Below are 21,185 nucleotides of genomic sequence, written 5' to 3' on the forward strand. Positions count from 1 at the left end.
GCGTGTTATTTTCCCACCACCGTCAGCGCGGCCCTGTCCCTGCCCTGCGAGCTTGCTTGCAGGGCTGACCAGGGACGGTCCGGGTTCTCCCGCTTCGATTTTCTTGGTCTGCCCTTCGTGGTGCTGCAACGCCGAGCCTGATGGCCTGCCTGCGCACCGTCAAAGTGCATCGAACCGGAGTTTCACTCCGCGCAGACCAGAGAAACCAACATGGCCCTGATCAGCCTCAAGTCCCTCGGCGTCACCATGAGTGCGCCGCTCTTTTCCAACCTCGATCTCACCATCGGCACCGGCGACCGGCTCGGCATCGTCGCCGCCAACGGCCGCGGCAAGTCCACCTTGCTGAAATGCCTGACCGGCGAGATGGAGCCGACATCAGGCGACATCACCCGCACGCGCGGCCTGCGCGTCGGCTTTGTCGAGCAAGCCGTTCCTGCGGCGCTGGCCGAGCACGGCTTTCAGCAGGTGGTGGCCGACGCCTTGCCGGCCGAGCAGGCTGAAAGCGAGCAATGGCGCGTCGACGTGGTTCTCGATTCACTCGACGTACCGCAACCGATGCGCGAGCGGCCGATGCGGGCCTTGAGCGGCGGTTGGCAAAGGCTGGCGCTGATCGCCCGCGTCTGGGTCACCGATCCCGACGTCCTGCTTCTCGACGAGCCGACCAACCATCTCGACCTCGCCAAGATCAGCCAGCTCGAAACCTGGCTGAACGCACTGTCGCGCGAGGTGCCGGTGGTGATCGCCAGCCACGACCGGGCTTTCCTCGACGCAACGACCAACCGGACGCTGTTCCTGCGCCCCGAACAGTCGCCGGTATTTTCGTTGCCCTATTCGCGGGCGCGCCACGCGTTGAGCGAAGTCGACGCCTCGACCGAGCGCAAATTCCAGCGTGACATGAAGGTGGCGCAGCAACTGCGCCGGCAGGCGGCCAAGCTCAACAATATCGGCATCAATTCGGGCAGCGACCTGCTGACGGTCAAGACCAAGCAGCTCGACCAGCGCGCCCAGCGCCTCGAGGAGGTCGCAGCGCCGGCGCACCGCGAAAGATCGGCGGGCGCGATAAGGCTCGCCAATCGCGGGACCCATGCCAAGGTGCTGATCACGCTCGACGACGTGGCGGTCGAGACTCCTGACGTCACGCTGCTGTTCAGGACCGGCAAGCGCCACATCTGCCAGGGCGACCGCATCGTGCTGCTCGGCCGCAACGGTGTCGGCAAGTCGCGGCTGATCAGCCTGATCAGGAACGCCATCATCGAGCCGGAGACGGCAGCGCAAGGCGTGAAGGTGACGCCGTCGACGGTGCTCGGCTACAGCGACCAGGCATTGTCGGGCATCAGTGGCGACGACACGCCCCTGGCGATGCTCTCGCGCAGATTCGATGTCGGCGAGCAGCGCGCCCGTTCGCTGCTGGCGGGTGCAGGCGTCGGCATCGACATGCAGGAGCGCAGGATCGGCGTGCTGTCGGGTGGACAGAAGGCGCGGCTGATGATGCTGGGGCTCAGGCTCGCCAATCCCAATTTCTACCTGCTCGACGAGCCGACCAATCATCTCGACATCGATGGCCAGGAGGCGCTGGAAGCGGAACTGCTCGCTCATCAGGCAAGCTGCGTGCTGGCCTCGCACGACCGCTCCTTCATCAGGGCGATCGGCAACCGCTTCTGGCTGATCGAGAAGCGGCGGCTGGCCGAGGTCGACAGCCCGGAGGATTTCTTCCGATCGGTGGCAGAAACGGGCGGTTGAAGCTTTGCGCCAAAAAATTTCGCCAGTCCTGTCGGATCATGGCCGCGCGCCACGTCCTTGGGATGCCGACACGGTGATGCCGGCGCCAATCGAGGAGAGAGCATCATGTCCATTCTGTTATCCGTTGGTCGCATCGCGACCCGTTACTCGGCGGCTCGCGCCCGTTACCGCAGCGAGCGCGCCCTGCTTTCATTGCCGATCGAACTGCGCAAGGACATCGGCTGGCCGGAGATCGTCATCGACGCGCAAAACAGCCGCCGGATTGCAATCTCTCTGTCCGAGGCAAGATGATCCGAGGCAAGTTGAAGAGACCAACCGGCCGCAGCGGCGCCGTCATCAGCCTTGCGCGTCGCCCAGGGTCACTCCAACCGCCGACGGCCCGGCGCATCTGGTCCCGGCATTAAAAAATGCATCTGACGTGTAGGATCGCCGCCGCTTCATTCGTCCTGTGGTCCGCAGGTCAAAACCAAACGCAGAGAGGAGCAAAAAGATGAACGACCAGCCCCAAACCCAGCCTGCAGCGAAAGTCCTCGGCGGATTGACGCCCTACCTTCAGCTGGACGGCGCCTTCAAGGCTTCGGAATTCTATAAGAAGGCCTTCGGCGCCGAGCAGGTCTTCTTCTATCCACCGGACGAGCAGGGCCGGACGATGCACATCCATCTCCACATCAACGGTTCGACCTTGATGATTTCCGACTTCTATCCCGAGCACGGAATGGCCCCGGTGAAGCCGCAGGGGTTCACCATGCAGCTGCATCTCGGCAGCGACGACATCGACGCCTGGTGGAAGCGCGCCATCGATGCTGGTTGCCAGGAAGTGATGCCTTTGCAAGTGATGTTCTGGGGTGATCGCTGGGGTAACATGCGCGATCCGTTCGGTGTCGAGTGGGCAATGAACGCGCCCGTGAAGGCCGCCTAGCGCCTTCTTCCCTCTCCCCTTGTGGGAGAAGGAAAAATCCAACAAGGAGAAACAAAATGTCCTATGTCGATGGTTTCGTACTTGCCGTGCCCAAGGCAAATCTCGACGCCTACAAGGAGCTGGCAGAAACAGCCGGCGCCGTCTGGAAGGAGCATGGCGCGCTCGCCTTTGTCGAATGCCTGGGCGACGACGTGCCCTATGGCGAGGTCACCTCGTTCCCGCGCGCCGTGCAGGCCAAGGACGACGAAGTCGTCGTCTTCTCATGGGCCGTCTATGAATCGCGGCAGAGCCGCGATGCGGTCATGGCCAAGGTGATGGCCGACCCACGCTTGAAATCCGACTGGTCGGCGATGCCGTTCGACGGCAAGCGCATGATCTTCGGCGGCTTTCAGCCCTTCGTCGAGCTGTAGGCCCGCAACGCATTACGCCAGCCGGTCGAGCAGTGGCTTGAGCCGGTCGCCATAGCGCTTCCACAGATCGACCGAGCCCTGGTACATCGGCTGGCGCACCTGCGCCGCTGACGCTGTGCGCACCGGCCGGTCGGTCTCGTGGAACGACAGCACCGCATCGTCCCATGGCAGGCCGAGATGGGCGATCAGCGCCCGCGTCTGCCCTTCCTGGTCGGCGACGAAATCCTCGTAGCGCACATCATGCACGACACCAGGCAGAACAGTGCGCCAATGCGCCATCATGTCGGTGTAGAGATTGTGGAAATCGGCGAGCTCACCGAGGTCGTAGCCGTAGCGGTGGCTGTCGCCGCGGAAATGCACCTTGTAGATCGACAGGCAGGTCGCCGCCGCATCTCGCGCGCAATGGATGATCTTGGCCTTGGGCAGCATCAGATGGATGAAGCCGACCAAAAGGAAATTGCCGGGCATCTTGTCGGTGACATGCCGGAAACCCGGATAGCGGGCGTGCAGCAGGTCTAGATAGGCCTGGCCTGCCTCGGCAAAGGCTTTGTCGGGCATGTCGGCGATCCCGCTGGGGAACCCGCCCTTCATACCAGGCGGAAACTGTTTTCCCACCGCTGTCTTCAATATGCTGAGCTCGCCCGCGCCATAGACCTGCGGATGGCTGGCGATGATCTGCTCGACCAGCGTGGTGCCGGAGCGCGGCATGCCGACGACGAAGATCGGCGTGGCGTCGGCAATCCCGCTCGGTCTGTGCTTGTCGAAGAAGGCCTTGTCGAACACCGCCTTCATCGTTGCGAATTCGGCGCGTGTCCTGTCCGCATCATAGTCGATGCCCGTGCGGCGGATGGCATTGCCTTCGGCGAAATAATCGAAGGCACGGCCATAATCCTTCAGATCGTCATTGGCCTTGCCGAGGCCGAACGAAAGCTGCATACGCGCCAGGCTGCCTTCCGGCGCCTTGGCGTGCTGCGCCTCCATCCCGGCAAGCTCGGCGTCGCGCTCCTGCTGGCGCTTGACCTGGGTGAGCATCAGCCAGGCCCTGGCCATGCCGGGATCGACCGCCAGCGCCTGCCGGAAATGCTCCGCTGCCTCTGCGAGGCTGCCCTTTTCCATCAGCCCGACGCCGAGACCGTGCAGCAGATCGGCGTCCTTCGGCCGAATTGCCAATGCTTCGCGGAAGACGGCGAGCGCCTCGTCGAGCCGCCCAGCCTCCTGCAGCGTTTCGGCAAGCCCGATGCGGGCGCGGACATGGAACGGGTTGCGACCGATGGTGCCGCGATAAATCTCCTCCGCGCCCTCGAACTGGCCGAGTTGCTTCAGCGAGGAGCCGAGATTGTCGCGCGCCGCGAGTTGGTCCGGCCGGATTGCCACCGCGCCACGGAAGAAATCGACGGCTGCACCGACACGGCCGAGGTCGCGCATCACCGTGCCGAGATTGTTGAGGAAATCTGGATTCTTGGGTTGCAGGCGCACCGACTGTTCGAGCAGATCAAGTCCTTCGGCGCTGCGCCCGGTCTGATGCAGCAGCAAACCGAGGAAATGGGCTGCCGCCGCATGATTGGGCTTTTGCACCAGCACCTGCCGGTAGAGCATCTCGGCTTCCTGCCGGCGCCCCGCCTGATGCAATTGCAGTGCCTGCTGCACGCGCTGGTCGAGCCCCAGCGGCGGCTGTCCGCCTGAGCTGAAATTGGCGCCCGCGCCTGCCGGTCTTCTCGGATCTCTGTTGATGGGAAACCTGCCGTGTTTTGTCCGCCTGTCGCGATCTAGGCCATCGGCGCGGCAGGTTCAAGGGTTCGCAGGCCAGCTTACCGGAAATCCTAGGGTTCATGGCCCGACCATGTCAAATCAGGCGGTTGGTCTCCGCAACCTGTCTGGCCCGCCGCAGCGTGCCGTCAGTATCGGCGATCTTGCGCCTTGCTGCCTCGTCACTTCGTATCGTCAGCCGTGCCGACATGACTTTCGCAGGCCCGGCGACCTGCTTGACAATCGGCTTGATTGTTACGGCCGAACCATCAGGTGTTTTCACGGAAACCATGGTTTTTCCTTTCAGATGTAAATAAAAATCGATGCCAGGATGAATTTTTCCGGCACAATTTCAAACAATTCTTGTGAAGTTTCCGGATCGTATCACCATTTCCCAAATAGCCCTAGAAAAGTAATTTTACGGCAAGGTCGGCGACAGGCGGGAATCTTCTTGAATAAACCGCAATTTGGGATTAGTGAATTGAGATCGTTTTTTGGGCCAAGCTTGGCATCTCGCGGCGTCAGAAGTTCTCGACCCGCCAAACTCATTCCAGATCGCCGATACCCAAATTGCCGATATCCAAATTGCCGAACAGGGACCCACGACCTTAAGTCCCGGTGCCGCGAAGCGGGCACCACCTTATCGGATTCAAGCCGGGACGACACTTCGAGGCACGAGAATGTCTGGCCGAACTACCCATTCCATCGCGCATTTCGAGGCACCCTTCATGATTGGCGGCCTGGACGGACAATTGCCGGCCGGCGACTACGACATCGACCACGATGAGGAGCTTGTCGATGGCATCTCGTGGCTTGCCTGGCGCCGTGTCGCCACATTCATCCATCTGCCGGCAAGGACGGTGAAAAGCCAGACCAGCCAATTGGTCGCAATCGACTTCGCCGAACTCGAAACCGCGCTGAGGCGCGACCAGGAGAATGCCGCATGATCCGCTTCCAGCAGAACGCACGCCCGCGCACCGACACGCCTGCGCATCTTTTCGCGATCGGCCAGATCGTTCGCATGAAGAGCCGCACCGGCCTTGTTCAGAAGACCGCCGAGCTGTTCCAGATCAAAAGCAAGCTGCCGGTCAAGGACGGCTCGCCGCAATACCGCATCCGCAGCGACGAGGAGACCCATGAGCGGGTCACCACGGAAGACAATCTCGAAGTGGCCGACGATCCAAACAGCTAGCCACCCATCAACCGTCGCCACCATGTTCACCAGTTGATGGATGAGCCCCTCCCCGCCTGGAGGCGGGGATAAAACCAGCCTCTCAGCAGGGACCGTCGTCAACGATGCGATAGTCGGCGACGCGAGCCTCGCAGGCGTTGGGGAAGGTGCGCAACGCGCTGCCGCGGCGGGCGCAGACCGGGCGGTATTCGCGGGTGCAGAACGTCTGTTCTCCATCACCGCCACCGTCGCGGCACTGGCCGCCGCTGATGATCCGATATCCGGCCCGCTCGGCAAGGCAGGCATTGGCGAAGGTCTGGCGGTCGCCACCGCGCCGGGCGCAGACCGGATCATATTGTCTGGTGCAAAATTGCGGCTCGGGCCGAGGCGGGCGGTACCCCGGTCCGTCCTCCTCCACCACCACCGCGGTACAGGCTGCAAGAACTGCCGACAGCAACAGGATGGCAAAACCCTGCCGCGAGAAGATTGCCGCAAGAAACTTCATCACCAGACCTCCCTCGAGCCCCCGCTCCAATGCACGTCACCCAAAGGCATGCCCGCGGGGCCCCGACCCGAGGGTGCGGGCGGTTTGGGACATATGCGCAAAAAATGCAAAATACGCCCAGCCGATCCTCGCCATTCCACCCGCCGAATGCAACCCCTGTTTGCAGGTTCCCAGCCGGCTGGACCATGCGTGGCCGGGCTATGGCTTATGACCACCGGGCGAGCATCCCCGCTTTGTCGATGCCATGTGTGCGAATGCGTCCATGAGCGGCCGTTGGCGCTACCTTGCAACCATCGCGTTTCCGTGCGATAAATTTTGTGTTCGGGCATTTGCGACCCGGAGAGCGGAACGTTTTGGACGACCTTTCCCCGATACTGTGAATCTCTGACGGCCCCGTTTTTCGGCGGGGGTTCTAATCATGCGCCATGCATGACTGCCGAAGCAACCACCGGGACTTGCCCACGGCGTCAGGCGGCGGGCAAACCACAAAGACTGACACGGGTGAAGGAGTTTCCCCAATGGCCCAGACCGGCACCGTTAAATTCTTCAACGCTACCAAAGGCTTCGGATTCATCACGCCAGATGACGGCGCCAAGGATGTGTTCGTCCACATCTCCGCGATCGAGGCTTCGGGCCTGCGCACGCTCGTCGATGGCCAGAAGGTCACGTTCGATGTCGAGCCCGACCGCATGGGCAAGGGACCGAAGGCGGTCAATCTCCGCGCGGACTGAACCGTCGCCGCGCATGCCAGGCCGGACATGCCAGGAACGCATGTCCGCCCGGGGGTGCCAGGAATGAGCCCGAGGCCCCTCCAAAGGCCTTGACCCGGCTTTCAGCGCCGGACCCGAGTTTCGAAGGCGCGGCGGTTTCGTCGCGCCTTTTTTCGTGGCACGGCGGCAAGCCACTGCTCGCAAAACTTTCTCTTGCCGATGGCGCTAAAATAAACGACAAATTTCCACTCGGGCATTTGCCGGCCCGAGACTGGACTTGATGGGATCAAAGGAGCTTCCCATGCCGCAGACCGGCATCGTCAAATTCTTCAATCATGCCAAAGGCTTCGGCTTCATAACGCCGGATGATGGCGCGAAGGATGTCTTCGTCCATATTTCGGCCGTGCAGGCGTCGGGTCTTCCCGGTCTTGAGGATGGGCAGAAGGTAACATTCGACACTGAGCCGGACAAGCGCGGCAAGGGTCCGAAAGCCGTCAACCTGTCGATCGGCTGAGCCGAGTTCGAGACAGCGTCGGGCGATCCGCTGGCGCAGTTCCGCTCCTTGTTGAGCACACGATATTTGTGCCTTGCGCCATGCCTGATCGATGAATCGACTGGTCCCAGCCCGCCAACTTCGTTCAGTCCCCGTTCAGCCACGGTCGCCTACTAATCTTCGGTAAAGCCGGACCGCATCCCCCAGATTACCCGGGCCGCAGATTACCCGGGCCGGCATGAAGGAGACCGAGATGAACCGAATTTTCAAGACCGCCGTCCTGTCCGCCGCGATCGTTGCAACCACGCTCGCGACCTTGCCAGCGGCCAGCGCTGGTGACTGGCGCCACCGGCACCATCATCGTGGCAATGGCGATGCGATCGCGGCAGGCGTCCTTGGCCTCGCGGCCGGCGCCCTGATCGTTGGTGCGCTCAACAACCCGCAGCCCAGCTATTACGACTCTGGCTATGACGATTATGGTCGTTATCGACGGCCCGCCCCGGTGCGCCGCTACTACGCGCAACCGCGGGTCGTCTACAATGACGGCTATGCCGAGCCATGGACCCGCGGCTGGTATGAATATTGTTCGGATCGCTATCGCTCTTTCAACGCCCACACCGGCACGTTCACCGGCTATGACGGCGAACAGCATTTCTGCACCGCGAACTGAGGCTTCCCTGCCCGCGAACAAAAGCGCTGTCCGCAAGGCAGCGCTTTTTTGTTGTCGGCATGAATTAAAGCGTCGCGATTGCGCGTCCCCCAGATGCCTGTCAGCGGATTAGCGATGCTTTGTCCCGCGATGTCAGGCCACCGAGCCATGGACGGGATCGAACATCTAGGGCACACCGCCGGCGGGATTAATGTTCTCTGGTGACGATAACTTGAAGGGCCGAGGATTGGGCCGCTGTTTATCATCGTCAACAAGGGGACCCTTGCGCGGAGCATGCGTCCGACCTGGGATCGAAACATTCCGAACCCGATCAAACCTCGGTTTCAACTTCGGTCACACTGGTGTGGATTGATGAGATCCGGCCGCTATCTGCTGGCCCAATTCAAGCCCCTGCGCATGATGGTGCGCATAGAGGCGTTTTCGAATTCACTAGCTGCATGGCCGAGTGACGAATAGAAAACCCGACCCTTTCCATGGCGGCGTTTCCAGACGACAGGCATGACCACACCTTTGATCCAGCTTGCATGTTCGCCAGAGAAGGTCGTGGTCGCAAGGACCTCATTGGATGGATCGACGTGCATGTAGTATTGTTCTGATCGGTACGGGAAGCTCTCGATGCCTTCCATAATAGCATCCTGGGAACACACGACATCGACCTTGTAATCGATAATGTCGCCTGGGTGCGCAACCCATTGCCCGCCGACCATGAACTGATATTCGACTGCGTCTCTGAAGGAATCTCCCATCTGGCCGTGGAAGCCTGCGAGGCCCGCTCCGTTTTCAACGGTCCTGCACAGGGCCTTGACCTCGTCCTGCTGGATCGTCGACATCGTGACGATTGGCACGATAAGATCGATATCCGCGAGCTTATCATCTGTGAACGCGGCAGTCGTGTCCTCGACGCGAACATCGAAACCGTCTTCCGTGAGCATGTTCCTTACGATATCGGCGCACTCCTGCGGCTGGTGACCACTCCAGCCGCCCCATACGATCAAGGCCCTAGGCATTTAGATTTCTCCTCGTTGTGCAGCTAAATTCCACAAGAACGAGCGCGCCGCTCAACTGGTTCGCTAAGGGGCGCGACGCGCTCTGCGCAGCTCTTGGCGATCTCTGCCACCTGTTCGAGCCAACCGAATGCAGAAACTGCTTCAAAGCTGCCGGATACGAGGCCATTTTAAATCGCGACACGATTTACTGTAAGGCAAGAGACTGATGCGCGCATCGCGTGAGGCTCCGCAGCCACGACGCGTTTAAATCAGGAATGGATTGCTCCGGCGCTCCTCGCCGAAGCGGCCACCGGGACCATGGCCGCAGATGAAGCCGATGTCGTCGCCGAGCGGCAGAAGCTTGTCCTTGATAGAGGCGATCAACGCGGCGTGGTCGCCGCCCGGAAGATCGGTGCGCCCGACCGAGCCGCGGAACAATACGTCGCCGACATGGGCGAACTTCGCAGCACGATTGTAGTAGACGACATGGCCGGGCGCGTGGCCCGGGCAATGAAAGACTTCGAACACGTGCTGGCCGAACGAGACGGTATCGCCTTCGCTGAGAAAGCGGTCGGGCACGCAGTTGCGCACCGGATCGGTGATGCCGTAGTGTTTCGCCTGCTTCTCGAGATTGGCAAGCAACGGGCGGTCGGCCTCATGCGGACCGATGATCTCGATGCCGAGCGCCTCCTTTAGCCCCATGGCGCCGCCGGCGTGGTCGATGTGACCATGCGTGATCCAGATCGCGCCGGCATCGATCGCATTGTCCTTGAGCACTGCCAGCACCTTGTCGATGTCGCCGCCGGGATCGACGACGACGCCTTGCCTGTCGTCCATGTCGAAGAGGATGGTGCAGTTTTGCTGGAACGCCGTGACCGGCACGATGCCGGCGTTGAGCTGACCCATGATCGTCCTTTCGCTGTGTCGCTTCTGATTTAGAGACACACGCGAACATCGTCCACCGCATCCGGCTGTCGCGACAACGCAAAAATGAAATGGGCGGCCGAAGCCGCCCACGCTAAAGCCCGAAACCGCCAGGCTTACTTCTTCGTCGCATTCATCACCGCGCCGATGATGGCTGTCAGAATGGCGCCACCACCGGCACCGCCGAGGATGTTCTGCACATTCAGCGCGCTGCCCAATCCGCCCGTTACCGCTGCGGCCGCAGCCGGATCGATCGTGCCGCCGCCGAGCAGGCTGCCCAGGATGGCCGCGCCGCCGACGCCGCCAAGGGCGCCGCCGAGGATTTTGGTAAGCTGCCCCATTGCCGCTGTTTTGAGCGCCGCGCCCACCGCCTGGCCACCAATGACACCCATAATCACCTGAACAATGATCTGAAGAAGCGTGTTCATGTCCATATTACCAGTCCCTCCATAGCTGCCAGCCTCCCGGGCCGACAGCATCATGAGACGCCGAACTGGGCGAAAGTCAAATGCAGAAGGGCTTAAATAAAAGGGGCAGTCCGAAAACCGCCCCTACTTGTTAAAAAAGTTGTGACTTTCGTTATTCTGCAGCAATCGCATGCTTGGGTTGAACGGCCGCAGAATAGTCGTTCATCAGAGTCTTGGCGATTTCGCCCACCTCGAATCGGTAGGGACCGATTTCAGAAACGGGCGTCACCTCGGCCGCCGTTCCGGTGAGGAAGCACTGCTGGAAGCCTTCGAGCTCTTCCGGCATGATGGTGCGCTCGATCACCTCGAAGCCGCGATCCTTGGCAAGACCAATGACTGTACGGCGGGTGATGCCGTCGAGGAAGCAATCGGGGGTGGGTGTGTGGATCTTGCCGTCCTTGACGAAGAAGATGTTGGCGCCGGTCGCTTCCGCAACCTGGCCGCGCCAGTCGAGCATCATGGCGTCGGCATAGCCCTTGGCTTCGGCGGCATGCTTGGACATGGTGCAGATCATGTAGAGGCCGGCAGCCTTCGATTTCGACGGCGCGGTGCGCGGGTCGGGGCGGCGCCATTCGGCCAGATCGAGGCGGATGCCCTTCAGCTTCTGTGCCGGATCGAAATAGCTGGGCCACTGCCAGATGGCGATGGCGCAGTTGATCCGGCTGTTTTGCGCCGAGACGCCCATCTGTTCGCTGCCGCGCCAGGCGATCGGCCGGACATAGGCATCCTGAAAACCCTGCTTCTTCAACAGCGTGCGGCAGGCGTCGTCGATCTCGGCAACCGAATAGGGAATCTTGAAGCCGAGCAGGCGTGCCGATTCGTGCAGGCGCTCGCTGTGTTCGGTCAGCTTGAAAATCTCGCCGCCATAGGCGCGTTCGCCCTCGAACACCGCGCTGGCGTAGTGCAGGCCATGGGTCAGCACGTGGATCTTGGCGTCGGCCCATTGGACGAACTCGCCGTTCGTCCAGATAAAGCCGTCCATTTGGTCAAAGGGAACGGATGCCATGGTAACCTCCCGCGGGCGGCCGCCCGCACATTATTGTGTCGTTGCGTTTCTTGTCCGCCGCACCGGGCGGCGGGTATCTCGAAGCGTAGGCGGATATATAAGGTCTGGCAAACTCAGGAAGTTCCGGAAAAACGGCTTCCCCTTGCCTTTTCGTTCGCAATCCGCCGAAAAGCTTGTCAAAAATTACCATTGCCGGGAAATTACGTCAATAGTACTGACATAATTCCCTTTCGCACGGAGAAAAGATGACGGATCGCAGCCACCCAGCCGGCAAACCGATCAGGACGGCGATCACTGACGAGGACGGCATCGACTTTGCCATCATCGAACTGTTCTTCTTCGCCTATCGCGATTTTACCTCCGATCCCGACCAGATCCTGTCCGACTATGGCTTCGGCCGCGCCCATCACCGGGTTCTGCATTTCGTCAATCGCAGGCCGGGCCTGACGGTCGCCGAACTCCTCGACGTGCTGAAGATCACCAAGCAGAGCCTGGCGCGCGTGCTCAAGCAGCTGATCGACACCGACCACATCGTCCAGTTGCAGGGTCCGCGCGACCGCCGCCAGCGCGAGCTCTATCCGACAGCCAGGGGCCGCGCCCTGGCGCTGGCGCTGGCACGGCCACAGTCACGCCGCATCCATGCTGCATTGGAAGATTCCGGAGCCACCGAACGCGCCTTGATCGAGCGCTTCCTGGAAGCGATGGTCAATCCGGAACTAAGGGCGCAGATCGACATTGTGCCCGCAAAAACGTCAGGGAAAAGCCATGGAGACCATTGACAGGGTTGATCAGCCGGCAGCACCGGACGACGACGCGCCGCATCTGCTGGTGATCGATGACGATACCCGTATCCGCAATCTTCTCAAACAATATCTGACCGAAAACGGCTTTCGCGTCACCGTTGCCGGAAATTCCGGCGAAGCGCGGCGCAAGCTCGCCGGCCTCGATTTCGATCTGCTGGTGCTCGATATCATGATGCCGGGCGAAACCGGCGTCGATCTCGCCAAGGCGCTGCGGGCAACCAAGAACGTGCCGATCCTGATGCTTACCGCGCTCTCCGAGACCGACAGCCGGATCACCGGGCTCGAGGCCGGCGCCGACGACTATCTGCCGAAGCCTTTCGATCCCCGCGAATTGATCCTGCGCATCAACAACATCCTGCGCCGCGGCGGTCCGACGACGACGCCCAAGGTCGAGCAACTGGTTTTCGGGCCTTACACGTTCCAGATCGCCAGGCGGGAGCTCAAGCGCGGCGGCGAGGCTCTGAAGCTGACCGACCGCGAGCAGGAGATCCTGGCGATCTTTGCGGCGCGGGCCGGCGAAACGATTCCGCGTCATGAACTTGTCGGCGACGAGTCCGAAGTCGGCGAGCGCACCATCGACGTCCAGATCAACAGACTGCGCCGCAAGATCGAGCGCGATCCGTCCAATCCGGTCTGGCTGCAGACCGTGCGCGGTATTGGGTATCGGCTCAGCGTGGAATAGACTGCCGCCCGCAGCCCCTTGTCGAGTGGCTGCAGATGAGCAAAAAGGGCGAATGGCGACCACGCAACTGGAACGGCCGGGAGATCGCGGCTTGAGCGCTCGCGCCAGGCGGGCGCTGAAGGCCGTGCCGCTTGCCTGGAAACGGTTCTGGCGCCTCGTTTCGCTTTACATGCCGAAGCGGCTCTATGCCCGCTCGCTGATCATCGTCATCGCGCCGATGATCCTGCTGCAATCGGTGCTCGCCTTTGTCTTCATGGAACGCCACTGGCAGACCGTGACGCAGCGCCTGTCGCAGGCCACGGTCCGCGACATTGCGGCGATTGTCGACCTGGTGGAAACTTATCCAAACGACGCCGACTACGCCAACATCATCCGCATCGCGCAGGATCGCATGCAGCTGAAGATCGACCTGCTGCCGCCCGATCCGCTGCCGGCGCCGGGTCCAAAGCCGTTCTTCTCGATCCTCGACGAAATTCTCTCGTCCGAGATCACCCATCAGATCAACCGTCCGTTCTGGATCGATACGGTCGGCAATTCCAACATCATCGAGGTCCGCGTCCAGCTTGAGGGCAAGGTGCTGCGCGCCTTCGTCCGCCGCAGCCAGGCCTACGCCTCGAACACGCACATTTTCCTGATTTGGATGGTCGGCACCTCGCTGGTGCTGCTGATGATCGCCATCCCGTTCCTGCGCAACCAGATCCGGCCGATCCTGACGCTGGCCGAGGCCGCCGAAAGTTTCGGCAAGGGCCGGCCGATGCCGCTCGATTTCCGTCCGCGCGGCGCCGAGGAGGTTCGCCGCGCCGGCTTTGCCTTCATCCAGATGCGCGAACGCATCGAACGCCAGCTCGAACAGCGCACCGCCATGCTGAGCGGCGTCAGTCACGACTTGAGGACAATCCTCACCCGCTTCAAGCTGCAGCTTGCGCTGACCGGGACCAAGGCCGACACCGAGGCGCTCGGCCAGGACATCGACGACATGCAGTCCATGCTGGAAGGCTATCTCGCCTTCGCCCGCGGCGAGGCGACGGAAGACGCCGGCCGTTTCAACCTTGAAGCCTATTTCGACAAGCTCGGCGAGGAGGCGACGCTGCGCAAGCGCAAACTGTCGACCTCGCTCGCCGGCGATCCAAATGTGCATGTGCGGCCGCACGCCTTTGCCCGGCTGTTGTCCAATGTCGTCGGCAACGCCTTCCGTTATGCCAAGACGGTTGAGATCAACGCCAACCACGGCCGCGGCACGCTGCTCGTCACCATCGACGACGACGGTCCGGGCATTCCGCCCGAAAAGCGCGAGCACGTGTTCAAGCCTTTCGTGCGGCTTGATGAGGCCCGCAACCTCGACGCCAGCGGCACCGGCCTTGGCCTTGCCATCGCACGCGACATCGCCCGCAGCCATGGCGGCGACATCATGCTCGACAAGAGCCCGCTCGGCGGCTTGCGCGCCATCATCAAGGTTCCGGCCTGATTATAGCGACGTGCGTCCAATTAGACGCTCTAACACTTTGAACCTACGCATCGTGCTTTTCAGGTGGTTGTAGACGGCCATCGGCTATGCCTTCATCGGCCCGTCACGAAACCATGCTGAAGAGCGCGCATGAAGCGCGTGATCCTGATTGATTCGGCTTTGCGGCCTCGCATCAAGGAAACCGACGACCTTTCAAGCAAAGGCCTGCTATGCGCATCCTGATGGTCACCGACGCCTGGCGCCCGCAAGTCAACGGCGTTGTCCATACGCTGGAACGGCTTTCAGAAACCCTGAAATCCTTCGACGTCGAGACCGACTTCCTGACCCCGAATATCTTTCGCACCTTGCCGCTGCCGACCTACCCGGACATCCGGCTGGCGCTGACGACGCCAGGCCGCGTCGAGCGCCTGATCGAAGCGCGCAACGTCGATCATATCCATATCGTCACCGAAGGCCCGCTCGGTATCATGGCGCGGCGCTATTGCCGCAAGGCAGGCCGGCCGTTCACGACAAGCTATCACACGCGCTTTCCGGAATATCTGAGCGCGCGCCTGCCTATACCGGAAGCCTGGGCCTATCGCTGGCTTCGCGATTTCCACAATTCCGGACAAGGCACGCTGGTCGCCACCCAATCGCTGGCGGACGATCTGGCGGCGCGTGGCTTCAGCAAGCTCAGGCCATGGACGCGCGGCGTCGATACCGACCATTTCCGGCCGGACAAGAAAAAGGATCTGGGGCTCAAGCGACCGATCTTCCTCTGCGTCGGCCGCGTTGCGATCGAAAAGAACCTGGCCGCCTTCCTCGATCTGGATTTGCCCGGCAGCAAGGTGGTCGTCGGCGAGGGGCCTGAGTTGGCCAGGCTTAGGGCGAGATACCCCGATGCCCACTTCCTTGGCCACCGCCCGAACGACGAACTGGCCGAAATCTACGCCTCTGCCGATGTCTTCGTCTTTCCCAGCCGCACCGACACGTTCGGCAATGTCATCATCGAGGCGCTGGCCAGCGGCACTCCGGTCGCAGCCTATCCGGTGACCGGACCAATCGACATTGTCGGCGACGGCGTCGGCGGAGCGGTGTCGAACGATTTGCGTGAGGCCGCGCTCGCCGCGCTCGATGTCGATCGCGCCGAGGCGCGCCAACGGGCAATGCGCTATAGCTGGAAAGCCTGCGCGGAAATGTTCCTGGAAACGGTTGGAGAGGCGCTGGGCACCCAGCGAAAACTGACACCACCTTTCGTCATCCACGGGCGAAGCGGCGGCGAAGCCGACGCGCAGACCCGAGGATCCATTCCGTGACCTGCGAGCGGCGCCTTCGCTGAAGAACTTGTTGGGTTGAGGCGGCGAGCCGCACCAAAAGGCATCGGCGACGGCACGAGCGTGCTCGTGATGCGGATGGCCTGCCGACATCTCGCTTATGCCTGGACTGAACATCCTGACAGGATTCGGCTGCCCGTGATGCTATGGTGGGCGTGCGGCTGGGCGCGGTCCCACTGCCAGCACAGTTCCAGGAGTTCGCCATGTCCAGGGTCAACCGCCGCACCTTGATCCTCAATTCCGCAAGCGCCGTGATCACTTCAACCGTTGTCGGAACGGCCATCGCCAGCGAACCGCAGCGACGGAACCAGGTACCATCCCGCGAGCTGCGGGCGTTGATCGAAGCGCATAGGGCAACGTACGCGGCGTTCGGCAGGGCCGTCCACGAAAGGGGCAGTAGCGGCCGCGACTGTGCCAAGGCTAGCTGTGCCAAGGCTGGCCGGGCTGGAGAAAAAGCGCTGGTGGCTGTCTGCTCCTATCCCGCTGTCTACGAAGCCGATCGGCGGACCAAGGCAAAGTATCTATTGAATGTCGAGGCGCGCGGCGAGCTCGACCTCAAGGAGCACATGCAGGCCGTTCTGCGCTCGACGATGTGGAAGGCATAGAGGGGCGCCCCGAACACATACGCCGCACACCTGAGGCGGCTGGGTGCAGCGCGGCGATCTCGACGCGATGACTTGGGCGCTTCTGAAAGTAGGGCCGCTCGAAAAGATCCTTCGCGAGAACCCCGCGCTGCGAGTGGGGCAGCGACCCGGTAGCGGACCCCTCCCGTCGGATGCAGAGAACGCCGTTGATCAGTTGAAGGTGTGCAGCCGGAGTTTCAGGCTGCCATCTGCCTGCTTTTCGAAGACGTGGGTTGCCACCCCGGCCCACGGCTGATCCGCACCATTGGCGTCTTTACCCTTGGCCGACCATTTCGCCGTGCCAAACAGCAGGTTGCCGTCACCTTCTGCTTCGATCAGTTCGAGCTTGTGGCCTGTCACTCCCATGCCGAAGAGGCCGCCAAAGAATTTCTCGACCCCGTCCGGTGCCTTGATGATGTCATGGGTGGCGGGCAAGAAGATCGCGTCGTCGGTGTAGAACGCCGCAACCGCCTTTGCGTCTGCTTTGTTGAACGCAGCGTCCCAGGCCACGTAAGCGGCTTTCACCTGATCGTCGACGGGGTCGGCGTTGGCGGGCGACCCCGAAAAAAGGCAAAGGGAAAGCACAGCGAAAATCGCAGTCAGCAGTCGAACCATCGTATCCTCCCCAGAATTGGCGGCACAGCCCGACAGATGCCGCGTCAAAACAATAAGCCTGGGCCGTTGGGCTGTCGACTAATCCATTTGGGGTGGTCCAAACCATCTAATCTCTCAAGTAGAGGGCATTTGGCTCGTCCAGCCTGGCTCGCCAGGAGCGGCCAAGGGAAGTCCGCGCGTCGGCTTCGCTCCCGCTCCGCCCGTGGACGACGAAGCTAGAACAGTCGGCCGCCGTCAGGCACCCTGCGTTCGATCGCACCGAGGACGACCGCACCCTCCTCGTCGGGAAATCCAAGCGTCAGCACTTCCGACATGAAGGGGCCGATCTGGCGCGGCGGAAAGTTGATCACCGCGAACACCTGCCGGCCGATCAGCGTCTCCGGCGCATAGTATTTGGTGATCTGCGCCGACGATTTCTTCACCCCGATGGCAGGGCCGAAATCGATCTTCAGCTTGATCGACGGCTTGCGCGCCTCCGGAAACGGCTCGGCCTCGACGATCGTGCCGGCACGAATGTCGACACGATCGAAATCGGCGAAGCTGATCTCGGGCTTGCGCTGGCTGCTCGAACTCATGGAGGTTCAGGTCCTGGCTCAGGCGTTTCCGTAGGTCTCGAACAGGACGCCGGCCAGCGCATCCTTGGCCGAGGTTCCCGACCAGACGACGAACTGGAACGCCTGGAAATAGCATTCGCAGGCCTCCAGCGCCGACGACAACAGCACCTCGACCTGCTGGCTCGACGGCTCGACTCCGCCGGCGAGCAGCAGCGACTGGCGGAACATGATCGCGCCCTCCTGCTCCCAGAGGTCGAAATGGCCGAACAGCATCTGCTCGTTGATCAGCGAAAGCAGCCGCATCACTTCGAGGGCGCGCGCCTCCGGCACCTTGATGTCGAAAGCGCAGGCCAGATGCAGTGCCTCGAAATCCTCCATCCAGGAAAATGAGACGTGGTAGTCGGTCCAGCTTCCGGCAACCGAAATCGAAATCTCGTCGTCGCCGGCCCGTTCGAATGACCACTCGTTGTTGTGCGCCACCTGCTCGATAACATCCACCGGATGGATTTCGCGCGAGAATTCGAGTTCGAGAAGTTCCATGAATGCTTCCTGTCGTTCCGGGAGCGGAGCGCCACCACACGCTCCGCGGGAGAGGCACACACAACGAACAATCTTGTCTAGAACTCGGACGGCCGGGACTTCGTCGACGCAAAGACCCCAGACCGGACCCCACCGCCCGGCGCATGACCCTGCTCCGAATCATGCAACAAATTCAGTCTATTGATCGGGACTCGCGTGACCAGCCCAATTTTTCGCACTGCGTCATTCGCATGTGGAAAGCCGCTGTCACAAAGATTCACGCAATGCCGGTAAGCGATTCACGGCAAAGCGCTTTTTGCGATTGTGCTTTGTGGAAAAGTTTAACGATTATTTTTTTGATCTGGGCTTTGCCGCAGCCGCAGGCGCGGCCTGCCCGGTCAATTCGGCGAGCTTCGCCTCAAGCACTTCGATGCGGGCAGCCAGACGGGTGTTTTCTTCCCTGGCTTTTACCGCCATGTCGCGGGCGGCCTCGAATTCTTCGCGCTGCACCAGGTCCATCGAGTTGAGAACGCGTTCGGCCTGCCCCTTGAAGGCGGTTTCCACTTCGCGGCGCACGCCTTGCGCGGCACCGGCAGCGTCGGTCATCAGCTTGGCGAATTCATCGAGAATGCGGTTCGGTCCGGTCGACATGGAAAATCCTCGCTTGCTCGATTTGACGTAGTGGCGCGCGACGCGGAATGCAAGCATCCACGTCGCCTTGACCCCGTCAAAACCCTGCCGCATGGTCCGCGCCCGAACGTGATCGCAACCGGGAGATCCTGTTGAGCGAGTATCTTATGCTGCCGCTGGCCGCCCTGCCCTTCCCCAATATCGACCCGGTCATCGTCCAGATCGGGCCGCTGGCGGTGCATTGGTACGGCGTCGGCTACATCGTCGGCATTCTCTTCGCCTGGTGGTATGCCAAGCGGCTCGTCACCAATGCAAGGCTCTGGCCCGACGGCACGGTGCCGATGAAGCCCGAGGATCTCGACGATTTCATCGTCTGGGCGGCTATCGGCGTGGTGCTTGGCGGCCGCACCGGCTACGTGCTGTTTTACGACCTGCCGCGCTACATCGCCCAACCCTTCGATATCCTTGCCGTCTGGCAGGGCGGCATGTCTTTCCATGGCGGGCTGCTCGGCGTCGTCCTCGCCATGACGCTGTTTTCCTGGTCGCGCGGCATCCGCACCTGGTCGCTGTTCGACGTGGTGGCGGCCGGCGTGCCGGTCGGCCTTGGCCTCGTCCGCATGGCGAATTTCATCAACTCCGAACTCTGGGGCAGGCCGACCGACGTGCCATGGGCGGTCGAATTCCCCAATGGCGGGCCCTTTGCGCGCCATCCAAGCCAGCTCTACGAGGCGCTGCTCGAAGGCTTGGTGCTGTTCCTGGTCCTGCGCTTCCTCACCCATTCCAGGCTCAAGCTGAAGACGCCGCGCTTCGTCGGCGGCGCCTTCATCGCCGGTTACGGTCTCTCGCGCATCTTTGTCGAATTGTTCCGCGAGCCCGACCAGCAGCTCGGCTACCTCCTCGGCACCGGCTGGCTGACCATGGGCATGGTGCTGTCGCTGCCGATGCTGCTGGCCGGCATCTGGGCGATGGCGACCGCTACCGCATCGGCCCAAAAATCGGAATCGATTTTGGGAAAGCACGATGCGTAGAATCAAAGTGCCAGGGCGTACTTTCCGAATGGACGCACGTCGCCCTAGGCCGGTTTCGCAGCCACAGCCGGTATGACCCAGCTGAAAGCCCGCATCGTCGAGCTGATCGCTGCGGCGGGGCCGATTCCCGTCAACCACTACATGGCGCTTTGCCTGTTCGATCCGCTGGACGGCTATTATACGACGCGCGAGCCGTTCGGGGCTGCCGGCGACTTCGTCACCGCGCCGGAGATCAGCCAGATGTTCGGCGAGCTGGTCGCCGTCTGGCTCTACGAAGCCTGGCTCGCGACCGGCCGGCCGATGCCGGTCACCATCGCCGAGATCGGCCCCGGCCGCGGCACGCTGATGAAGGACATGCTGCGCACGTTTTCGCGGCTCGATCCGGCGCTGACCGCCGGTGCATCGTTCGCCATGATCGAGACCAGCCCGCGGCTGGCTGATGTCCAGAAGCAAACGCTTGCCGCCACGCCTGCCGCGATCGGCTGGCACGAAAGCATCGACACGCTGCCGCAGGCCCCGCTTTTCATCGTCGGCAACGAAGTGTTCGACGCGGTGCCGATCCGCCAGTTCGTCCGCGCCGGAACAGGCTGGCGCGAACGGATGATCGGCCTCGATGGCGCCGACGAATTGCACGTCTTCGCCGGCGCCGCCTCGGTCGACCCGACGTTGTTGCCGGACGATGCCGAAAACGCGCCACAGGGCGCGATCATTGAGGTCGCGCCGGCCCGAGCCGCGCTGATGGCGACCATCGCCGAGCGATTGGCCGGGCTCGGTGGCGCCGGCCTGTTCGTCGACTATGGCTACCTCCAGCCAGGGATCGGCGACACGTTGCAGGCCTTGCGCAAGCACGATTACGAAGATGTGCTGGCCAATCCGGGCGAAGCCGATCTCACCGCCCATGTCGATTTCGCCGCCCTTGCCGCGATCGTGCGGGCGCATGGCCTCGATGCCCATCTCTCCACGCAAGGCGAATTCCTGGTGGAAATGGGGCTTCTCGAACGGGCCGGTCAGCTCGGCGCCAATGCCAATGAGGCGGCTCGCGAAAAGATTGCAGGCGAGGTCGAACGCCTCGCCGGTCCGCAAGCCATGGGCGACCTGTTCAAGGTGCTTGCCGTCCTGCCTGCCGGCGTCGCCGTTCCGCCTTTTGCGACGGCGGATTGACTTTTCGCTGCCGCCTCTCCCACTCTTCCGACTGTCGCCGATCTG

27 protein-coding genes are annotated in these 21,185 nt (G+C 62.0%); 16 read left to right on the plus strand and 11 right to left on the minus strand.

Annotated features, from left to right (window positions below; all coding sequences use genetic code 11):
- Positions 1-210: 210 nt before the first annotated feature.
- The 4 genes from AC0L16_RS15120 to AC0L16_RS15135 all read left to right on the plus strand — a co-directional run bounded on the left by AC0L16_RS15120 (position 211) and on the right by AC0L16_RS15135 (position 3,069).
- Entirely contained in the window at positions 211-1,740 is a 1,530-nt protein-coding gene (locus AC0L16_RS15120; protein WP_473621656.1) for an ABC-F family ATP-binding cassette domain-containing protein, read from the plus strand.
- Positions 1,741-1,845: 105 nt separating this feature from the next.
- A complete protein-coding gene (locus AC0L16_RS15125; protein WP_473621657.1) occupies positions 1,846-2,031 on the plus strand; it encodes a hypothetical protein in 186 nt (61 codons plus the stop codon).
- A 199-nt stretch (positions 2,032-2,230) separates the two neighbouring features.
- The gene (locus AC0L16_RS15130) at positions 2,231-2,659 is read left to right on the plus strand and encodes a VOC family protein (protein ID WP_473621659.1); all 429 of its coding nucleotides are present in this window, start codon (positions 2,231-2,233) and stop codon (positions 2,657-2,659) included.
- Between the two features lie 56 nt (positions 2,660-2,715).
- Positions 2,716-3,069, plus strand: coding sequence for a DUF1428 domain-containing protein (locus AC0L16_RS15135; RefSeq protein ID WP_077379948.1), 354 nt, complete (start codon positions 2,716-2,718; stop codon positions 3,067-3,069).
- Between the two features lie 12 nt (positions 3,070-3,081).
- Here AC0L16_RS15135 and AC0L16_RS15140 read toward each other — a convergent pair whose 3' ends face one another.
- Together AC0L16_RS15140 and AC0L16_RS15145 are read right to left on the minus strand one after the other, a co-directional pair.
- A complete protein-coding gene (locus AC0L16_RS15140) occupies positions 3,082-4,716 on the minus strand; it encodes a tetratricopeptide repeat-containing sulfotransferase family protein (RefSeq protein WP_473621660.1) in 1,635 nt (544 codons plus the stop codon).
- 196 nt (positions 4,717-4,912) lie between these two features.
- Positions 4,913-5,107: a hypothetical protein gene (locus tag AC0L16_RS15145; RefSeq protein WP_077379952.1), complete on the minus strand. Its 195-nt coding sequence runs from the start codon at positions 5,105-5,107 to the stop codon at positions 4,913-4,915.
- Positions 5,108-5,495: 388 nt separating this feature from the next.
- On the opposite strand from AC0L16_RS15145, the gene AC0L16_RS15150 reads away from it, so the two are divergent.
- Complete coding sequence (locus AC0L16_RS15150) at positions 5,496-5,762, plus strand: hypothetical protein (RefSeq protein ID WP_023799865.1); 267 nt, start codon at positions 5,496-5,498, stop codon at positions 5,760-5,762.
- Positions 5,759-6,007, plus strand: a complete 249-nt coding sequence (locus AC0L16_RS15155) for a hypothetical protein (RefSeq protein ID WP_473621662.1) — start codon at positions 5,759-5,761, stop codon at positions 6,005-6,007. Before AC0L16_RS15150 ends, AC0L16_RS15155 begins: the two co-directional genes overlap by 4 nt.
- An 82-nt stretch (positions 6,008-6,089) precedes the next feature.
- On the opposite strand, the gene AC0L16_RS15160 is transcribed toward AC0L16_RS15155, so the two are convergent.
- A complete protein-coding gene (locus AC0L16_RS15160; protein ID WP_473621663.1) occupies positions 6,090-6,491 on the minus strand; it encodes a Kazal-type serine protease inhibitor family protein in 402 nt (133 codons plus the stop codon).
- A gap of 518 nt (positions 6,492-7,009) precedes the next feature.
- Here AC0L16_RS15160 and AC0L16_RS15165 point away from each other — a divergent pair.
- From AC0L16_RS15165 to AC0L16_RS15175, 3 genes are all read left to right on the plus strand, one after another.
- Positions 7,010-7,222, plus strand: a complete 213-nt coding sequence (locus AC0L16_RS15165; protein ID WP_023799871.1) for a cold-shock protein — start codon at positions 7,010-7,012, stop codon at positions 7,220-7,222.
- A 280-nt stretch (positions 7,223-7,502) separates the two neighbouring features.
- The gene (locus AC0L16_RS15170) at positions 7,503-7,715 is read left to right on the plus strand and encodes a cold-shock protein (RefSeq protein WP_473621664.1); all 213 of its coding nucleotides are present in this window, start codon (positions 7,503-7,505) and stop codon (positions 7,713-7,715) included.
- A 232-nt stretch (positions 7,716-7,947) separates the two neighbouring features.
- Complete coding sequence (locus AC0L16_RS15175) at positions 7,948-8,364, plus strand: BA14K family protein (RefSeq protein ID WP_473621763.1); 417 nt, start codon at positions 7,948-7,950, stop codon at positions 8,362-8,364.
- Between the two features lie 365 nt (positions 8,365-8,729).
- Here the strand turns inward: AC0L16_RS15175 and AC0L16_RS15180 are convergent, their stop codons facing one another.
- The 4 genes from AC0L16_RS15180 to AC0L16_RS15195 all read right to left on the minus strand — a co-directional run bounded on the left by AC0L16_RS15180 (position 8,730) and on the right by AC0L16_RS15195 (position 11,747).
- Positions 8,730-9,371, minus strand: a complete 642-nt coding sequence (locus AC0L16_RS15180) for a ThuA domain-containing protein (protein ID WP_473621665.1) — start codon at positions 9,369-9,371, stop codon at positions 8,730-8,732.
- A 243-nt stretch (positions 9,372-9,614) separates the two neighbouring features.
- On the minus strand, positions 9,615-10,256 hold the full coding sequence (locus tag AC0L16_RS15185; RefSeq protein ID WP_473621667.1) for an MBL fold metallo-hydrolase: 642 nt from the start codon (positions 10,254-10,256) through the stop codon (positions 9,615-9,617).
- A 134-nt stretch (positions 10,257-10,390) separates the two neighbouring features.
- Positions 10,391-10,708 carry a hypothetical protein gene (locus AC0L16_RS15190; protein WP_473621668.1) on the minus strand — a complete coding sequence of 106 codons (318 nt, stop codon included), beginning with the start codon at positions 10,706-10,708 and terminating at the stop codon, positions 10,391-10,393.
- 145 nt (positions 10,709-10,853) lie between these two features.
- On the minus strand, positions 10,854-11,747 hold the full coding sequence (locus AC0L16_RS15195; RefSeq protein WP_473621669.1) for a branched-chain amino acid aminotransferase: 894 nt from the start codon (positions 11,745-11,747) through the stop codon (positions 10,854-10,856).
- Between the two features lie 245 nt (positions 11,748-11,992).
- Between AC0L16_RS15195 and AC0L16_RS15200 the strand changes: the two genes are divergently transcribed.
- The 5 genes from AC0L16_RS15200 (at position 11,993) to AC0L16_RS15220 (ending at position 16,615) form a co-directional block, all read left to right on the plus strand.
- Complete coding sequence (locus tag AC0L16_RS15200; protein ID WP_473621670.1) at positions 11,993-12,526, plus strand: MarR family winged helix-turn-helix transcriptional regulator; 534 nt, start codon at positions 11,993-11,995, stop codon at positions 12,524-12,526.
- Positions 12,513-13,232: a response regulator gene (locus tag AC0L16_RS15205; protein ID WP_473621672.1), complete on the plus strand. Its 720-nt coding sequence runs from the start codon at positions 12,513-12,515 to the stop codon at positions 13,230-13,232. Before AC0L16_RS15200 ends, AC0L16_RS15205 begins: the two co-directional genes overlap by 14 nt.
- Before the next feature lie 52 nt (positions 13,233-13,284).
- Positions 13,285-14,697, plus strand: a complete 1,413-nt coding sequence (locus AC0L16_RS15210; RefSeq protein ID WP_473621673.1) for an ATP-binding protein — start codon at positions 13,285-13,287, stop codon at positions 14,695-14,697.
- 209 nt (positions 14,698-14,906) lie between these two features.
- Positions 14,907-15,992, plus strand: a complete 1,086-nt coding sequence (locus AC0L16_RS15215) for a glycosyltransferase family 4 protein (RefSeq protein ID WP_473621675.1) — start codon at positions 14,907-14,909, stop codon at positions 15,990-15,992.
- A 221-nt stretch (positions 15,993-16,213) separates the two neighbouring features.
- Positions 16,214-16,615 carry a hypothetical protein gene (locus AC0L16_RS15220; RefSeq protein ID WP_473621676.1) on the plus strand — a complete coding sequence of 134 codons (402 nt, stop codon included), beginning with the start codon at positions 16,214-16,216 and terminating at the stop codon, positions 16,613-16,615.
- 189 nt (positions 16,616-16,804) lie between these two features.
- On the opposite strand, the gene AC0L16_RS15225 is transcribed toward AC0L16_RS15220, so the two are convergent.
- The 4 genes from AC0L16_RS15225 to AC0L16_RS15240 form a co-directional block, all read right to left on the minus strand.
- Positions 16,805-17,248 carry a YybH family protein gene (locus AC0L16_RS15225; RefSeq protein WP_473621677.1) on the minus strand — a complete coding sequence of 148 codons (444 nt, stop codon included), beginning with the start codon at positions 17,246-17,248 and terminating at the stop codon, positions 16,805-16,807.
- Positions 17,249-17,463: 215 nt separating this feature from the next.
- A complete protein-coding gene (locus AC0L16_RS15230) occupies positions 17,464-17,823 on the minus strand; it encodes a tRNA-binding protein (RefSeq protein ID WP_473621679.1) in 360 nt (119 codons plus the stop codon).
- 18 nt (positions 17,824-17,841) lie between these two features.
- On the minus strand, positions 17,842-18,342 hold the full coding sequence (locus AC0L16_RS15235; RefSeq protein WP_095491597.1) for a type III secretion system chaperone family protein: 501 nt from the start codon (positions 18,340-18,342) through the stop codon (positions 17,842-17,844).
- A 327-nt stretch (positions 18,343-18,669) separates the two neighbouring features.
- A complete protein-coding gene (locus tag AC0L16_RS15240; protein ID WP_473621764.1) occupies positions 18,670-18,972 on the minus strand; it encodes an accessory factor UbiK family protein in 303 nt (100 codons plus the stop codon).
- Between the two features lie 131 nt (positions 18,973-19,103).
- On the opposite strand from AC0L16_RS15240, the gene lgt reads away from it, so the two are divergent.
- Together lgt and AC0L16_RS15250 are read left to right on the plus strand one after the other, a co-directional pair.
- Positions 19,104-19,979, plus strand: coding sequence for a prolipoprotein diacylglyceryl transferase (lgt, locus tag AC0L16_RS15245; RefSeq protein WP_473621680.1), 876 nt, complete (start codon positions 19,104-19,106; stop codon positions 19,977-19,979).
- 72 nt (positions 19,980-20,051) lie between these two features.
- Positions 20,052-21,140, plus strand: a complete 1,089-nt coding sequence (locus tag AC0L16_RS15250) for a class I SAM-dependent methyltransferase (protein ID WP_473621681.1) — start codon at positions 20,052-20,054, stop codon at positions 21,138-21,140.
- The last annotated feature ends 45 nt before the right edge of the window (positions 21,141-21,185 follow it).

The sequence above is a fragment of the Mesorhizobium sp. WSM4848 genome, from assembly GCF_055811375.1.

What these genes read in the sequence shown, in the direction of transcription:
- AC0L16_RS15205 (WP_473621672.1), top strand. Translation starts at nt 12,513, where the DNA reads ATGGAGACCATTGACAGGGTTGATCAGCCGGCAGCACCGGACGACGAC.
- AC0L16_RS15190 (WP_473621668.1), bottom strand. Translation starts at nt 10,708, where the DNA reads ATGGACATGAACACGCTTCTTCAGATCATTGTTCAGGTGATTATGGGT.
- AC0L16_RS15185 (WP_473621667.1), bottom strand. Translation starts at nt 10,256, where the DNA reads ATGGGTCAGCTCAACGCCGGCATCGTGCCGGTCACGGCGTTCCAGCAA.
- AC0L16_RS15240 (WP_473621764.1), bottom strand. Translation starts at nt 18,972, where the DNA reads ATGTCGACCGGACCGAACCGCATTCTCGATGAATTCGCCAAGCTGATG.
- AC0L16_RS15230 (WP_473621679.1), bottom strand. Translation starts at nt 17,823, where the DNA reads ATGAGTTCGAGCAGCCAGCGCAAGCCCGAGATCAGCTTCGCCGATTTC.
- AC0L16_RS15175 (WP_473621763.1), top strand. Translation starts at nt 7,948, where the DNA reads ATGAACCGAATTTTCAAGACCGCCGTCCTGTCCGCCGCGATCGTTGCA.
- AC0L16_RS15165 (WP_023799871.1), top strand. Translation starts at nt 7,010, where the DNA reads ATGGCCCAGACCGGCACCGTTAAATTCTTCAACGCTACCAAAGGCTTC.
- AC0L16_RS15210 (WP_473621673.1), top strand. Translation starts at nt 13,285, where the DNA reads ATGGCGACCACGCAACTGGAACGGCCGGGAGATCGCGGCTTGAGCGCT.
- AC0L16_RS15195 (WP_473621669.1), bottom strand. Translation starts at nt 11,747, where the DNA reads ATGGCATCCGTTCCCTTTGACCAAATGGACGGCTTTATCTGGACGAAC.
- AC0L16_RS15180 (WP_473621665.1), bottom strand. Translation starts at nt 9,371, where the DNA reads ATGCCTAGGGCCTTGATCGTATGGGGCGGCTGGAGTGGTCACCAGCCG.
- AC0L16_RS15250 (WP_473621681.1), top strand. Translation starts at nt 20,052, where the DNA reads ATGACCCAGCTGAAAGCCCGCATCGTCGAGCTGATCGCTGCGGCGGGG.
- AC0L16_RS15145 (WP_077379952.1), bottom strand. Translation starts at nt 5,107, where the DNA reads ATGGTTTCCGTGAAAACACCTGATGGTTCGGCCGTAACAATCAAGCCG.
- AC0L16_RS15150 (WP_023799865.1), top strand. Translation starts at nt 5,496, where the DNA reads ATGTCTGGCCGAACTACCCATTCCATCGCGCATTTCGAGGCACCCTTC.
- AC0L16_RS15130 (WP_473621659.1), top strand. Translation starts at nt 2,231, where the DNA reads ATGAACGACCAGCCCCAAACCCAGCCTGCAGCGAAAGTCCTCGGCGGA.
- AC0L16_RS15235 (WP_095491597.1), bottom strand. Translation starts at nt 18,342, where the DNA reads ATGGAACTTCTCGAACTCGAATTCTCGCGCGAAATCCATCCGGTGGAT.
- AC0L16_RS15135 (WP_077379948.1), top strand. Translation starts at nt 2,716, where the DNA reads ATGTCCTATGTCGATGGTTTCGTACTTGCCGTGCCCAAGGCAAATCTC.
- AC0L16_RS15155 (WP_473621662.1), top strand. Translation starts at nt 5,759, where the DNA reads ATGATCCGCTTCCAGCAGAACGCACGCCCGCGCACCGACACGCCTGCG.
- AC0L16_RS15170 (WP_473621664.1), top strand. Translation starts at nt 7,503, where the DNA reads ATGCCGCAGACCGGCATCGTCAAATTCTTCAATCATGCCAAAGGCTTC.
- AC0L16_RS15120 (WP_473621656.1), top strand. Translation starts at nt 211, where the DNA reads ATGGCCCTGATCAGCCTCAAGTCCCTCGGCGTCACCATGAGTGCGCCG.
- AC0L16_RS15125 (WP_473621657.1), top strand. Translation starts at nt 1,846, where the DNA reads ATGTCCATTCTGTTATCCGTTGGTCGCATCGCGACCCGTTACTCGGCG.
- AC0L16_RS15215 (WP_473621675.1), top strand. Translation starts at nt 14,907, where the DNA reads ATGCGCATCCTGATGGTCACCGACGCCTGGCGCCCGCAAGTCAACGGC.
- AC0L16_RS15225 (WP_473621677.1), bottom strand. Translation starts at nt 17,248, where the DNA reads ATGGTTCGACTGCTGACTGCGATTTTCGCTGTGCTTTCCCTTTGCCTT.
- AC0L16_RS15160 (WP_473621663.1), bottom strand. Translation starts at nt 6,491, where the DNA reads ATGAAGTTTCTTGCGGCAATCTTCTCGCGGCAGGGTTTTGCCATCCTG.
- AC0L16_RS15220 (WP_473621676.1), top strand. Translation starts at nt 16,214, where the DNA reads ATGTCCAGGGTCAACCGCCGCACCTTGATCCTCAATTCCGCAAGCGCC.
- AC0L16_RS15200 (WP_473621670.1), top strand. Translation starts at nt 11,993, where the DNA reads ATGACGGATCGCAGCCACCCAGCCGGCAAACCGATCAGGACGGCGATC.